Annotated in this window: 14 protein-coding genes and 1 tRNA gene; 13 read left to right on the forward strand and 2 right to left on the reverse strand. The window is 48.2% G+C overall.

All coding sequences use genetic code 11. The features are described 5' to 3' along the window. The first annotated feature begins 184 nt into the window (after positions 1-184). The 4 genes from mutM (at position 185) to A7K91_RS08620 (ending at position 4,101) form a co-directional block, all read left to right on the forward strand. The gene (gene mutM, locus A7K91_RS08605; RefSeq protein ID WP_068681691.1) at positions 185-1,045 is read left to right on the forward strand and encodes a DNA-formamidopyrimidine glycosylase; all 861 of its coding nucleotides are present in this window, start codon (positions 185-187) and stop codon (positions 1,043-1,045) included. Positions 1,046-1,832: 787 nt separating this feature from the next. Next, positions 1,833-2,663: an MntP/YtaF family protein gene (locus tag A7K91_RS08610; RefSeq protein ID WP_068681868.1), complete on the forward strand. Its 831-nt coding sequence runs from the start codon at positions 1,833-1,835 to the stop codon at positions 2,661-2,663. A 269-nt stretch (positions 2,664-2,932) separates the two neighbouring features. After that, the gene (gene coaE, locus A7K91_RS08615; protein WP_068681692.1) at positions 2,933-3,529 is read left to right on the forward strand and encodes a dephospho-CoA kinase; all 597 of its coding nucleotides are present in this window, start codon (positions 2,933-2,935) and stop codon (positions 3,527-3,529) included. Then, a complete protein-coding gene (locus A7K91_RS08620) occupies positions 3,526-4,101 on the forward strand; it encodes a lytic transglycosylase domain-containing protein (RefSeq protein ID WP_068681694.1) in 576 nt (191 codons plus the stop codon). Before coaE ends, A7K91_RS08620 begins: the two co-directional genes overlap by 4 nt. Positions 4,102-4,191: 90 nt before the next feature. On the opposite strand, the gene A7K91_RS08625 is transcribed toward A7K91_RS08620, so the two are convergent. After that, positions 4,192-4,407 (reverse strand): alpha/beta-type small acid-soluble spore protein, encoded by a 216-nt coding sequence (locus A7K91_RS08625; RefSeq protein WP_068681696.1) that lies wholly within the window; start codon positions 4,405-4,407, stop codon positions 4,192-4,194. 106 nt (positions 4,408-4,513) lie between these two features. On the opposite strand from A7K91_RS08625, the gene nrdR reads away from it, so the two are divergent. The 9 genes from nrdR (at position 4,514) to A7K91_RS08670 (ending at position 11,284) form a co-directional block, all read left to right on the forward strand. Continuing rightward, the gene (gene nrdR, locus A7K91_RS08630; RefSeq protein WP_068681699.1) at positions 4,514-4,990 is read left to right on the forward strand and encodes a transcriptional regulator NrdR; all 477 of its coding nucleotides are present in this window, start codon (positions 4,514-4,516) and stop codon (positions 4,988-4,990) included. 242 nt (positions 4,991-5,232) lie between these two features. Continuing rightward, the gene (hxlA, locus tag A7K91_RS08635; protein ID WP_068681701.1) at positions 5,233-5,865 is read left to right on the forward strand and encodes a 3-hexulose-6-phosphate synthase; all 633 of its coding nucleotides are present in this window, start codon (positions 5,233-5,235) and stop codon (positions 5,863-5,865) included. A 9-nt stretch (positions 5,866-5,874) separates the two neighbouring features. After that, positions 5,875-6,444 carry a 6-phospho-3-hexuloisomerase gene (hxlB, locus tag A7K91_RS08640; protein WP_068681703.1) on the forward strand — a complete coding sequence of 190 codons (570 nt, stop codon included), beginning with the start codon at positions 5,875-5,877 and terminating at the stop codon, positions 6,442-6,444. A gap of 34 nt (positions 6,445-6,478) precedes the next feature. Further along, positions 6,479-6,832, forward strand: a complete 354-nt coding sequence (locus tag A7K91_RS08645) for a winged helix-turn-helix transcriptional regulator (RefSeq protein WP_068681705.1) — start codon at positions 6,479-6,481, stop codon at positions 6,830-6,832. A 160-nt stretch (positions 6,833-6,992) separates the two neighbouring features. Further along, the gene (locus A7K91_RS08650; protein ID WP_068681706.1) at positions 6,993-7,913 is read left to right on the forward strand and encodes a phosphate ABC transporter substrate-binding protein; all 921 of its coding nucleotides are present in this window, start codon (positions 6,993-6,995) and stop codon (positions 7,911-7,913) included. 106 nt (positions 7,914-8,019) lie between these two features. Continuing rightward, the gene (gene pstC, locus A7K91_RS08655) at positions 8,020-8,922 is read left to right on the forward strand and encodes a phosphate ABC transporter permease subunit PstC (RefSeq protein ID WP_068681708.1); all 903 of its coding nucleotides are present in this window, start codon (positions 8,020-8,022) and stop codon (positions 8,920-8,922) included. After that, positions 8,923-9,765, forward strand: coding sequence for a phosphate ABC transporter permease PstA (gene pstA / locus A7K91_RS08660; RefSeq protein ID WP_068681710.1), 843 nt, complete (start codon positions 8,923-8,925; stop codon positions 9,763-9,765). Positions 9,766-9,795: 30 nt separating this feature from the next. Next, positions 9,796-10,611: a phosphate ABC transporter ATP-binding protein PstB gene (gene pstB, locus A7K91_RS08665; protein ID WP_082967315.1), complete on the forward strand. Its 816-nt coding sequence runs from the start codon at positions 9,796-9,798 to the stop codon at positions 10,609-10,611. A 600-nt stretch (positions 10,612-11,211) separates the two neighbouring features. Next, positions 11,212-11,284 (forward strand) — tRNA-Ala (locus tag A7K91_RS08670). 189 nt (positions 11,285-11,473) lie between these two features. On the opposite strand, the gene A7K91_RS08675 is transcribed toward A7K91_RS08670, so the two are convergent. Further along, positions 11,474-12,613, reverse strand: coding sequence for a site-specific integrase (locus A7K91_RS08675; RefSeq protein WP_068681712.1), 1,140 nt, complete (start codon positions 12,611-12,613; stop codon positions 11,474-11,476). Between the last annotated feature and the right edge of the window lie 205 nt (positions 12,614-12,818).

A 12,818-nucleotide genomic window follows, 5' to 3' on the forward strand; every position in this document is an offset into this window, starting at 1 on the left:
TAAGAAAGAAAGCTGAGTAAAAAAGAATGCTGAGTAAGAAAAAATGCTGAGTAAGAAAGAAAGCTGAGTAAGAAAAAATACTGAGTAAGAAAAAATACTGAGTAAAAAAGAATGCTGAGTCATTCGCTCACGCCTGCTGCATGAGTCATGCAGCAGCAGCGAAATTTGCAAGAGGTGAAAAAAGATGCCTGAACTGCCGGAGGTAGAAACGGTCAGAAGAACGTTGATTGAACTGGTAGCCGGGAAAAAAATAGCTTCCGTGACGGTCCGGCTGCCGCGCATTATCCAAAAGCCGGCCGATCCAGCGCAGTTTGCTGACGCGCTTGTTGGACACACTATCCAAACGGTGGAGCGCAGAGGCAAGTTTCTGCGCATTGTGCTGGACGGGCTGGTGCTGGTTTCGCATTTGCGCATGGAGGGCCGGTACGGCGTATATCCATCAGAGGAAGATGTAGAGCTTCATACGCATGTGCTGTTTCATTTTGAGGATGGCACCGATTTGCGATATAAGGATGTCAGACAGTTTGGAACGATGCATTTGTTTGCGCCGGGCGATGAATTTACTCAGCCGCCGTTGTCCAAGCTTGGACTAGAGCCGTTGGAGGAAGGTTTTACGCTTAAGGAGCTGAGAAGCCGGCTGGAGCGCCGGAAAAGCCGCATCAAGCCGCTGCTCCTGAATCAGGAGCATATCGTGGGGCTTGGCAACATATACGTGGATGAGGCCTTGTTCCAGGCACGAATTCACCCGGAGCGCTCGCCGGAAAGCCTGACGGGCGCGGAGTGGAGCCGATTGCACGAAGCTATCGTCTCGACGCTGCAAAAGGCGGTGGATGCGGGAGGTTCTTCGATCAAGTCCTACGTCAACGGACAAGGCGAGATGGGCATGTTCCAGCACCAGCTTCTGGTGTACGGTCACAAGGACGAGCCTTGCCCAACCTGCGGAAGCGCCATTCACAAAACCTTGGTAGGAGGCAGGGGCACCCATTTTTGTCCGGCTTGCCAATCGCTAAAGGCTGGAAGAAAAATGGCTAAAGCAGCAGAGTAGCAAGGTAATAAGAAGCAAGGTGTCAAAGTCGCAGGGTAAGTAACAAGCTAGCTGCGTGTACGAGTTTTCATACAAACCGCCCAGCATCGGGGTTACTTTTATGTGTTTTGTACGATTCTTCATACAACATCGAGGTTACTTTTATATGTTTTGTACGATTCTTCATACAAACCGCCCAGCATCGAGGTTACTTTTATGCGGTTTGTACGATTTTTCATACAAACCGCCCAGCGTCGGGGTTACTTTTATGTGTTTTGTACGATTTTTCATACAAAACAATCAACATCGAGGTTACTTTTATGTGTTTTGTACGATTCTTCATACAAAACCGTCCAGCATCGAGGTTACTTTTATACGGCTTGTACGATTTTTCATACAAAACGCCCAGTATCGAGGTTCATTTTAGGCGTTTTGTACGATTTTTCGTATAAAGCGTCAAATATGGATAACAGGGTTGCTTCATTTGTATGTATTTTCATACAAACCATATTTCATGTGCTTTCCTACGGACCACCAACGTTTTTTCCACGGACCAGCAACTATCTGTACCAGCAGCAGATTCTGAACCAGGTTTGAGCCCACGCTGCAGCAGGTTCTAAACTAGAAGCATGCCTTAAAGCATAGCCATGCCTTCAAGCACGGCGGTTGTGCACCGCCGAGACTTTCCCGCATATGATGAAGTCATGATGTATGGGCGAACGTCCATGGCTTTTGCGCGTTTTTGCGCATTGCGATTTGAGCCGGGATGGTTTCGACCCTGCGGGGAGGCTTGGAATTGATTGCACATATGCTGTCCTTGATTCTGTTGGCGTTTGCGGTAAGCCTGGATGGTTTTGGGGTTGGCGTTACGTATGGCTTGCGCAAAATCCGAATTCCTTTTTTGTCCATTTTAATTATTGCCTGCTGCTCGGGACTAGTCATTTGGGTGTCGATGCAAGCGGGTGGCTGGCTGAGCGGATTTCTGTCCGAGACGGCGGCCAAGTTTATCGGAGCCGCTATTCTGATCGGCATTGGCTGCTGGGCGTTAATTCAGCTCGGTTTAAGCAAAGGGAACGATGAGGGAACGGAAACATCCGCCGATCGGAAAACGCCGGCCGAGGCGGAAGGCCAAAAAAGGATGCCGAAAACTGACAAGAAGCCAACTCCTGCTAACGGAGAAGCCGAAATGGTTGAGGCGTCAACTCCTGTTCACGGCTTGCCGGAAATGGTTGATGTTTTGCCTTCTGCTAACGGAGTGCCGCCAGTTGATGAGGCGGTCGAGACTTTTTCCGCGCCTACGCAAGTTATGAAGGTGGAGCTGAAAACGCTGGGGCTGGTCATTCAGATTTTGCGTAAGCCGCAGGTGGCGGACGTGGACCGTTCGGGAAGCATTTCCTCATCGGAGGCCGTGATGCTGGGCGTCGCTTTGTCAATTGACGCCTTTGGGGCGGGACTTGGGGCCGCTTTGTTGGGATTGCCGGCTTTATTGACAGCGGCCGTTATTGCTCTCTCCAGCGCCTTTTTTCTGATCAGCGGCACCTATGTCGGCCTTCGCTTTTCAGCGAAACGGAGCAGGCATGCTTTGTCTGTGCTGCCAGGGATACTTCTCATCATGATGGGCATCATGAAAATGCTGTAGAGGTTAGAGTAAAACAAACAGGGATAATGCGACAATTCTCTGGGGTAATGTGGAATTTTATGGGATAATGCAGGGATCCGTTTTAAGATGAGGCCGCATCAAGGCTGATTAAACTTAGTATGGCAAAATACGTGTAAGGCTGATCTGAGTAAGGCGAGTTAAACTGATTAAGTCGAGTTTAACTGAGTAAGGCTTATTAAACGTATAAGGCTGATCAAACGGTTTAAGGCTATTAAAACATACATTTTTTTAAAATCTGAGGTGAGGACATGATCATAGGATTGACCGGTGGGATCGCCAGCGGAAAAAGCACGGTTTCCGAAATGCTTATCGAGCGGGGAGCCAGACTGGTTGATGCCGATGCGGTCGCAAGAGAGATTGTCCAGCCGGGGGAACCCGCGCTTGAGGCAATCGCCTCCTGCTTTGGACAAGCTGTATTGCTGGATGACGGAGCATTAAACCGCAAAGCGTTAGGCGAAATCGTTTTTCGGGATGCTGAAAAGCTTAAACAGCTGGAGGCTATTACGCACCCGGCCATCCGAAAGCGTATGTGGGACAAAATCCGCGTTTATGAAGAAGAACGGCCAAAACGTCTTATTGTGGCGGATATTCCGCTCCTTTTTGAAACGAAGCAAGAAGAGATGTATGAAGGCGTTCTTGTTGTCTACGTTCCATTCGAGGTTCAGCTTTCCCGATTAATGAAAAGAAACGGCATGGACGAAGAAGAGGCCAAGCGGCGAATCGGGCTTCAGATGGACATGGAGGAAAAGCGGCGGCGAGGCAAATGGATCATCGACAACAGCGGTACGCTTGAGGAAACAGAGAAGCAAGTGCAACTTTTTATGGAGAACCAGGTACATTTATGAAGCGTAAACGGGCGAAATGGAGAAGGCGTTTTTTCCTGCTGGCTGTTGTGACGATAGTAGGTTTTCTTTTTTTGAAAAGCGATATGGTTGGCAAATGGCTTTATCCCATTCATTATCAGAACGATATAAGAGCAAGCGCCTCCAATTACGGGCTTGAGCCTCATCTGGTGGCGGCGGTTATACGCGCGGAATCCAATTTTCAAACAGGCCGGGAATCGCATAAAGGCGCGCTGGGGCTAATGCAGCTAATGCCTACTACTGCGGATTGGGTTGTGGAGAAGGCTGGCTTTGAGTCTGTGGATGAGGAGATGCTGAAGCATCGGGCGGATGTCAGCATTGAGATGGGGTCCTGGTATTTGAGCTCGCTTAAGGAGCAATTTGATCAAAACGTATATGCTGCGGTTGCTGCTTATAACGCGGGACCGGGCAATGTGCGCAAATGGCTGGATGAGGGCAGATGGGACGGCAAGCTGGAAACCTCTGATGACATCCCCTTCGGGGAAACGCGCCGTTATGTACAAAAGGTCAATTATTACTATAATAAATATAAAGAGCTGTATCCCGGCTTTTAACCATCGGACATGAAGAATGCTTCGAAGAGCTTGTCTTTTTAGGGACAAGCTCTCCAAAGCTTCTGTTATTCATACAAACTTAATGAATCATTATTTTTGGCCGGCCAGAGATTGTTCAGCGATTTGTACCAAACGGCGAGTAATAAAACCCCCGATGGAGCCTGCGTCTCTGGTCGTGAAGTTGCCATAATATCCGTCTTGCGGAATCGCGATGCCGAGTTCTTGGGCAACCTCGTATTTCAGTTGATCCAAAGCGGCAGTCGCTTGCGGCACTACCAGTTGGTTGCTGCTGCGGGATGAGCTCATTGATGTTCACCTCCTTGCGGTTGGTAACTTTATTATGTGCGTATTTTCAAAGTTCATGTCAGGAAACAGCTGGCAATTATTATGGAAAGGGAGGACGTTTGTATTTATGAAATGTCCATATTGCGACTACTCCGGAACGAAGGTGCTGGACTCCAGACCCGCCAACGAAAACAAGTCCATACGACGCCGCAGAGAATGCGAGCAATGCAGCAGGCGCTTCACCACATTTGAGATGATTGAGGAAACGCCGCTAATCGTTATTAAAAAGGACGGAAGCCGGGAGGAATTTAGCCGCGATAAAATTTTGCGGGGCTTAATTCGCGCCTGCGAGAAACGTCCTGTTCCGGTGGAGCGTCTGGAAGTGATTGTTTCCGAGGTGGAAAAGGAGCTGCGCACGACTGCGTTGGCTGAGGTGGACAGCAGCGAAATCGGCAATATTGTCATGAAGCAGCTTTATCCCGTTGATGAAGTGGCTTATGTCCGATTTGCCTCGGTCTATAGACAATTCAAGGATATCGATATGTTTATGAAGGAACTCAACAGCTTGTTGAAGCATCCCATAAACGGGATGGAGCGGGAATAAGCACCGTCTAGCTTCAAAATAGTTTTTTAAACCCGTTGCCGACTGAAGGCAGCGGGTTTTTGTCATAGATCATGGGGAGCGACGACTCAGTGTCCATCAGGCCAGCAATGGTCCAATAGTATCCTACAGGTAACTACACCACTTTCAAGTGCGTACTTCCGGTATTGATCCTCTGCCTCTACAATGAGGGAGCAGCGTTTTGCGCTTAAGCATGATTAATGAGGACAAAGGGAGAGATCAATATGAAATTGCAATTGGCATTGGATTTGGTGGATATTCCGGGAGCGCTTGAGGTCGTTAAGACCGTTGAGGCGTTTGTTGATATTGTTGAGATTGGCACTCCGATTGTTATTAATGAAGGACTGCATGCGGTCAAAGCTCTTAAAGAAGCTTTTCCAAGCATGACGGTATTGGCAGATCTGAAGGTGATGGATGCCGGCGGCTATGAAGTGATGAAGGCATCGGAAGCTGGCGCTGATATCATTACGGTATTGGGAGTTTCGGCAGATTCCACAATTAGCGGAGCTGTTGAGGAAGCCCGTCGTCAGGGCAAGCAAGTTATGGTAGATATGATCAACGTTAAGGATATCGCTGCCAGAGCGGCCGAAATCGATGCCCTTGGGGTAGACTACATTTGTGTACACTCCGGATATGATCATCAAGCGGAAGGCATCAACTCGTTTCAGGATCTTGCGATCATCAAATCTGTCGTGAAAAATGCCAAAACGGCTGTTGCCGGCGGCATCAAGCTGGATACGCTGCCTGAGGCGATCAAAGCGGCTCCTGATCTCGTCATTGTAGGCGGAGGCATTACTGGCGCAGCGGACATGGCTAAGACGGCATCCCAAATGCAAGAGCTGATTGCTCAGCGATAAGAAGAGACGATGAAGACAACGGCGAATTATTTTGACCATATAGTAGAGGAGCTGCAGCAGTCCAGCGTGGCTATCTCCGATGCTGGAACGCATTCAGGAGACCTCCTGGCAGAAAAATTGTCGGCTGCGGCTTCCGTGTTTGTCGGGGGAGCGGGACGTTCCGGCCTGATGGGCAAGGCGTTTGCCATGCGTCTCATGCATATGGGGGTAACCTCCCATGTCATTGGCGAGACGGTAACGCCGGGTATCGGACAAGGAGACTGGCTAGTGCTGGGCTCCGGCTCCGGGGAAACCGGAAGTCTGGTGGCTATGGCGCAGAAAGCCCGGCAGGCAGGCGCTCAAGTAGCTGTTGTTACGATAAAGCCTGAATCGACGCTGGGGCAATTCGCGGATGTTACGGTTGTTTTGCCAGGTGCGACCAAGGAGCAGCATAATGGGCAGCGGGGCAGCATTCAGCCTATGGCTACGCTTTTCGAACAAAGCTTGCTGCTATTTTACGATGCGCTTGTGTTAAAGCTTATGGAGCTAAAGGGCCAGAATTCGGCCAATATGTACGGAAAACACGCCAATCTGGAATAAACCATGTATACTGATGGGGGAGGGGATGAACGATATGGCTCAACAGCTAAAAGCCCGGATTAACCTGAAGGAAATTAATTGCGAGAAGGAGCTTACGCTTGCTGTCATCGGAGGCAAGTGGAAGCTGATTATTTTATGGCATCTGGGACTTGAAGGGACAAAGCGATTCAGCGAGCTGAAAAAGATGATTCCCCACATCACCCAAAAGATGCTGACCAATCAGCTTCGTGAGCTGGAGGAGGACCTGCTGGTGGAGCGCAAGGTGTACGCCGAGGTGCCGCCACGGGTGGAATATTCCTTGAGCGAATACGGAAGCACGCTGATGCCGGTGTTGCGTCTGATGTATGATTGGGGAAAACGGTATGGCGAGGATGTTGTCTGGAAATAAGGTCGCTGACAAGAGCTGCTGCGGTATGTAACCGCGGCGGCTTTTTTTGTTTACACATTTCAATTTATTTTACATGGAATTAACACTTCGCATATATTGGCTTAAAAAAACGGGTCTATAATTCGTTATGGGTTCAAAAACAAGGTGGAGGAATGAAATCATGAAAAGATTAGTTGGAAAGAAGCTTTATTCGGGGGCAGTTCTTACAGTTATGGCTTTTGCACTCGTTCTTACAGGCTGCGGCGGCGGAAACAACGGCGGTAATAATGGACAAGGCGCGACCAACGCTCCAACAAATGCAGCTACAAACGCACCAACAGAAGCTGCAACACAAGCTCCAGAGCCGTCCGTGAGCGGCACCGTTACTCTTGCTGGTTCCACTTCCGTTCAGCCTTTGGCAGAAGAGCTCGGCACTTCCTATATGGAAGTCAACAAGGACGCTCGTATTGAAGTAGCTGGCGGCGGTTCAGGCGCAGGCGTTAAAGCTGCCCAATCCGGCACGGCAGATGTAGGCATGGCTTCCCGTGCACTGAAATCCGAAGAAACAGGAATCAAGCCTGTTGTTATCGCAATCGACGGTATCGCTGTTGTTGTTAACAAGGACAACGCTGCGGCTGACCTGACAACGGAGCAAGTTAAAGAAATTTTCAGCGGCAAAATCAAAAACTGGAAGGACGTTGGCGGCAGCGATTCCAACATCGTTGTTGTAAACCGTGAAGATGGTTCCGGTACTCGCGATGCCTTCAAAGAGCTGGTGCTTGGCGAAGACGAGTTCGTAGCTGAAGCTATCATCCAAAACTCCACTGGAGCTGTGCGTGAAGCTGTTGGTCAAGACGTTAACGCTATTGGCTACATCTCCTTTGGCGGTCTGAACGATTCCGTTAAAGCTGTCAAAATTAACGGTGTAGAAGCTAGTGAAGAAAACATCAAATCGCATTCGTATCCAATCTCCAGACCGTTCAACTTCCTGGTGAACGAGTCCTCTGATCCAACTGCCATTACTCAAGCATTCATCGACTATGTGCTGAGTCCGGAAGGTCAAGCAGTTGTAGCAGATCACGGTTACGTTACGGTTGAATAGAGCGCACTGCGGTTGAAAAATGGCGAGGATAGCCCAACAACAGGCTATCCTCCAGCCATGTATAAAAAGCAGATGCCATAGGCCGTTATGTCATGGGGGGATAAAGTTGAACCGGATTCTGGAAGAAAAAATCGTGAAGGTATTCTTGTTCATTACCGCGATTACAGCCGTTTTTAGCGTGTTGTTAATCGGTGTTTTTGTTTTTATGGAGGGCATGCCCATCTTTTTGAAATACGGGATTACCGATGTGTTATTCGGTCCCGTTTGGAATCCTTCCAGTGGGGTCTATGGCATCTGGCCAATGATTGTTGGAACGATTTATGTTACGCTTATCGCTATTTTGATCGGCGCTCCAATGGGGCTTGGCGTTGCGGTTTATCTTGTTGAAATTGCAAACAAGCGGATTGCAAAGCTTATCGTGCCGGCCGTTGAATTGCTGGCAGGTATTCCTTCCGTTGTTTATGGCTTGTTCGGCATGTTTGCCGTTCGAAGCATTATCGCAGAGCTTGAGCGCGGTCCGCTCGCCGACTATTTGCCTTCCAACTATCAGACGGGTTATTCCGTTCTGACAGCAGGTATTATTCTTGCCATTATGATTTTACCTACGATTATAAACATTTCGCTTGATGCGCTTAAAGCTGTACCGCGCGAATATAAGGAAGGCTCGCTTGCTCTGGGAGTGTCCCACTGGCAGACGATTTATAAAGTGCTTGTTCCCGCCGCAAAATCCGGTATTATTACCGCGATTATTCTGGGCGTAGGCAGAGCGCTTGGCGAAACGATGGCCGTTATTATGGTTATCGGCAATACGCCGCTTGTCCCGGTGTTGGATTGGACGGGATTGTTTGCTCCGGCACGCTCGCTCACCGCCAACATTGCGCTTGAGATGGGGTATGCAGGACCCGAGCATCAGCAGGCATTGTTTGCAACGGGTATTGTCCTGTTCGTCTTTATCATTGTGCTGAACTCATTAACCACGCTGCTGGTTCGTCGCAAGGGGAGGAAATAAATGAACAACGTAGCCCGCAATCAAAAAATCGCCTTTACGTGTCTCAGCGTCCTTGGCCTGCTGACGGTTTGTATTCTCATCTACATCATCGGTTACATTGTCAGCCAAGGCCTGCATATGATCAGTTGGGAGTTTTTGACCACGAAGCCTAGAAAAATGGGCTCCGAGGGCGGTATCTATCCGGCGATTGTCGGAACGGTATACCTGGTGTTGACTACAATGATTATTGCTACGCCGATCGGAGTTGGCGCAGCTATCTATCTGAATGAATATACGTCGCGCGGCAAAATTACATCCATGATCCGTTTTGCAACGGAAGCGCTGGCGGGCATTCCTTCGATCGTTTTTGGATTGTTCGGCTTTGCGTTTTTCGTTATTTTGCTGAAGCCGGTCACCGGCGGATGGTCCATTCTGTCTGCATCGCTTACGGGCGTTACGATGGTTCTGCCTACCATTGTCCGCACGGCGGAGGAAGCGCTCAAGGCCGTGCCGGACTCGCTGCGCGAAGGAAGTCTTGCGCTTGGCACAACCAAATGGCAAACCATTAAAGGCTTGATTCTGCCAACAGCGATGCCCGGCATCATTACCGGCATCATCCTCTCCATCGGACGTGTTGTCGGGGAAACAGCGGCATTCCTGCTTACGTTGGGCGGAACGATTCTTATTCCGCAATCGTTATTTGACGGCAGCCGGACGTTATCGCTGCATCTGTACATGGTAGCCATGGAAACGGGTGCTATGGACGTTGCCTTTGGCACCGCAGCGGTATTAATCGTGCTGATCCTGGTCATCAATATTACGGCTAGCTGGTTCTTCCGCAGATTAGTCAAACGCTTCTCGTAAACCTATATACGATAGAAAGGGACTGATCCCATGGCTATTACCGAGGTAAAACAAACATCCCCATCGCAGGCGGCTGCTTCGTCCGCAGGTCAGCAATTCCAGATTGAAGCCAAAACACTGGATTTGTTTTACGGCGACTTTCAGGCTCTGCATGGCATCAATCTGGATATTTCGCAAAAACAAATTACAGCCCTGATCGGCCCTTCCGGCTGCGGCAAATCGACCTTCCTGCGTACACTTAACCGGATGAACGATCTCGTTAAAGGCGTAAGCATTAAAGGCGAGGTGCGAATTGGCGGCGAAAATATCTACGACAAAAACGTCAACGTGGTTGAGCTGCGCAAAAAGGTCGGCATGGTGTTCCAAAAGCCGAATCCGTTCCCGATGAGTATTTTTGACAATATCGCATACGGTCCAAGAGCGCATGGCATCAAGAAAAAAAGCCAATTGACGGAGATCGTTGAGCGCAGCTTGAGGCAAGCCGCGTTGTGGGAAGAGGTTAAAGACCGTCTGCATTCCTCCGCTTTGGGCTTGTCCGGTGGGCAGCAGCAGCGTTTGTGCATCGCGCGTGTGCTCGCGGTTGAGCCGGAAATCGTCCTGATGGATGAACCAACATCGGCGCTTGATCCGCTTGCCACGTTGAAGGTGGAGGAGCTAGTCAACGAGCTGAAGCAGTCCTATACGATAGTTATCGTCACGCACAACATGCAGCAGGCGGCACGGATTTCGGACATCACGTCCTTTTTCCTGAACGGCAAAATCGTCGAAACCGATGTCACCAGCAAAATCTTCACCAACCCGACCCACAAGCAAACCGAGGATTACATTACCGGTAAGTTCGGTTGATTCGGATTGTGGTGGAGCGTGTGTGTTGAAAGCGGCCTTGAGATTGTGGCGTTACGTTTGATTTGAGGTCAAACCATGAGGATTGACGATTGAGTTAAGGTCAAACAATGGGTCCTGACGATTGATTTAAGGATAAACAATGGGATGCGACATTTGCCGGACGCCAATGTCCGCTAGACGCAGAAAATGGGTTGAAAACTAATTTTAACGGTCATTCGTGGCTGTTACAAAGCCAGCTGACTCATTTTCCACCTCAAAAAGCGCTGTGATGGTCACCCGTGTCCGTTACAAATCAAAAGTATGCATAAAGCAGCTGCTAACGGACAAAAATGTCTGGCAGGATTTATTAAGAGCATGCGCGACTTGCGTCTTGTGCAAGAACCGTGCTTACGCAAAGGCAATAGCCGTAGCCCTGCGCCAAAGTAAGGCGTGAGGGCTGTTTGGCATGGTGGGGAATGGGGAGGTATGTGATGGGTATTGTTGAACCTTCGGAAGAATTACATGCTTTGCTTCATGTAATATCCGGTAAAAAATATTGTGAAATCCGTTGACACTGTCAGGTCATGCGTGATATATTATTTCTGTTGGGAAAATTACTACGGGGCCTTAGCTCAGCTGGGAGAGCGCATCGCTGGCAGCGATGAGGTCAGGGGTTCGATCCCCCTAGGCTCCATACTAAAAAAACCTTGTAACAGCGGGATTTCCCGAAGCTACAAGGTTTTTTTGATGTCATTTATTGACCAAGAATCCTATCTTGGTCACACGTTTGGTCACAGTACTGAATTTTTTGAGCTACTTTAGAGGAAATTCATTGAGTACACCGATTCCAACGTATGGGGAAATAGCATATGGGTTCAAATATTTAGCCTTGATTAATTGATTGCCCAAATAACATATCCCCATATTGCGAAGCGGTCTGCTTATGGACTGAAGGTAAAACATGAGAGTAAGTATCGAGAGTTACTCTGATGTCTGAATGACCTAGGATTTCTTTAACAACTTTAGGGTTTATATTTCGGGCTAACATGAGTGTGGCTACTGTATGCCGGAGATCGTGGAAACGGATGGGTGGTACATCTGCTTTCTTGATTAAACTGTAGAACTTGCGAAGTAAATTCCGAGGATTAAGGGGTTTTCCTGATTTAGTGCAGATGACCAAATCATTGTCTACATAAGATGAGCCCGCAGCAAGCCTTTGCTTCTTTATTTTTCGTAGCTGTTTTTTTAAATCACCTGTCGTTCGATCAATTAAAGCAATTGTCCTTGCACTTGATTTTGTTTTTGTTGCCTGAATAAGCTCTTTTCCATCGTGACTCAACGTTTGTCGAACTCGCAAGTTCCCTTCATCAAAGTCAATGTCCTTCCAGCGTAGTCCTAATATTTCTGATTGCCGCATCCCTGTAGTCAAAGCAAGTAAGAAAGCAACATGAAGGTCATCTTTCTCTGCAAGCTTTAAGAAACGAACGGCTTCTTCCAGGTTCCATACGGACATCTCCTTATGGGGAACTTTTGGAGCCTCAGCATCAACAGCCGGATTGTAAGTAATGTATTTGCGTCTTTGAGCCATCTTAAATGAGCTTTTCACGATCTTTTGAATGTCTTGGATGGAGCGTTCAGAGAGCCCAGTGTCTCTAAGCAGAAATACGTAAAACTTTTCAATTAAGACGGTGGTTATCTTGCTCATTTCCTGATTTTCGAAGTAGGGTACAATATGTTTCAGAACGTTTGATTTATAGGTTCTATAGGTTACAGTTCTGAGTTTTACCTCTTTACTTTGCAGCCATTCTCCCTGTAGGAATTCTGTATACTTCACATGCGTATTTTTAACATAGGTCTGATCGTCAACTTGCTGTAGTATCTTCCTCATTTCTTTCATTGCTTCCTTTTCTGTTTTAAAGCCTCGACGTTTAATTTGTCTGCGTTTTCCATTTTCGTCCTTACCAGCGCTTACGACGAACCAGTATGTCCCTTTGTTTTCATCCTTATTCACTTTCATTTGCATGTTACACGCCTCCAATATGATTGTTTAATGAAACACAAATAAGCAGGAGCGAATGCCCCTGCTGGTTATTAAGCTGTTACTGATCTAATTATTTTTCATTGATTAAGAAAGTCGAATCCAATGGTTTTGTTCCTTCTAGTTCGTAGCTAACTTCCAAACCAAACAAGGCTACCGTGCTAACAACGCAGCAGCTTATCTATTGAAT

The organism is Paenibacillus oryzae, assembly GCF_001675045.1.
In the GTDB taxonomy this organism is placed as follows: domain Bacteria; phylum Bacillota; class Bacilli; order Paenibacillales; family Paenibacillaceae; genus Pristimantibacillus; species Pristimantibacillus oryzae.

What these genes read in the sequence shown, in the direction of transcription:
- mutM (WP_068681691.1), top strand. Translation starts at nt 185, where the DNA reads ATGCCTGAACTGCCGGAGGTAGAAACGGTCAGAAGAACGTTGATTGAA.
- A7K91_RS08610 (WP_068681868.1), top strand. Translation starts at nt 1,833, where the DNA reads ATGCTGTCCTTGATTCTGTTGGCGTTTGCGGTAAGCCTGGATGGTTTT.
- coaE (WP_068681692.1), top strand. Translation starts at nt 2,933, where the DNA reads ATGATCATAGGATTGACCGGTGGGATCGCCAGCGGAAAAAGCACGGTT.
- A7K91_RS08620 (WP_068681694.1), top strand. Translation starts at nt 3,526, where the DNA reads ATGAAGCGTAAACGGGCGAAATGGAGAAGGCGTTTTTTCCTGCTGGCT.
- A7K91_RS08625 (WP_068681696.1), bottom strand. Translation starts at nt 4,407, where the DNA reads ATGAGCTCATCCCGCAGCAGCAACCAACTGGTAGTGCCGCAAGCGACT.
- nrdR (WP_068681699.1), top strand. Translation starts at nt 4,514, where the DNA reads ATGAAATGTCCATATTGCGACTACTCCGGAACGAAGGTGCTGGACTCC.
- hxlA (WP_068681701.1), top strand. Translation starts at nt 5,233, where the DNA reads ATGAAATTGCAATTGGCATTGGATTTGGTGGATATTCCGGGAGCGCTT.
- hxlB (WP_068681703.1), top strand. Translation starts at nt 5,875, where the DNA reads ATGAAGACAACGGCGAATTATTTTGACCATATAGTAGAGGAGCTGCAG.
- A7K91_RS08645 (WP_068681705.1), top strand. Translation starts at nt 6,479, where the DNA reads ATGGCTCAACAGCTAAAAGCCCGGATTAACCTGAAGGAAATTAATTGC.
- A7K91_RS08650 (WP_068681706.1), top strand. Translation starts at nt 6,993, where the DNA reads ATGAAAAGATTAGTTGGAAAGAAGCTTTATTCGGGGGCAGTTCTTACA.
- pstA (WP_068681710.1), top strand. Translation starts at nt 8,923, where the DNA reads ATGAACAACGTAGCCCGCAATCAAAAAATCGCCTTTACGTGTCTCAGC.
- pstB (WP_082967315.1), top strand. Translation starts at nt 9,796, where the DNA reads ATGGCTATTACCGAGGTAAAACAAACATCCCCATCGCAGGCGGCTGCT.
- A7K91_RS08675 (WP_068681712.1), bottom strand. Translation starts at nt 12,613, where the DNA reads ATGCAAATGAAAGTGAATAAGGATGAAAACAAAGGGACATACTGGTTC.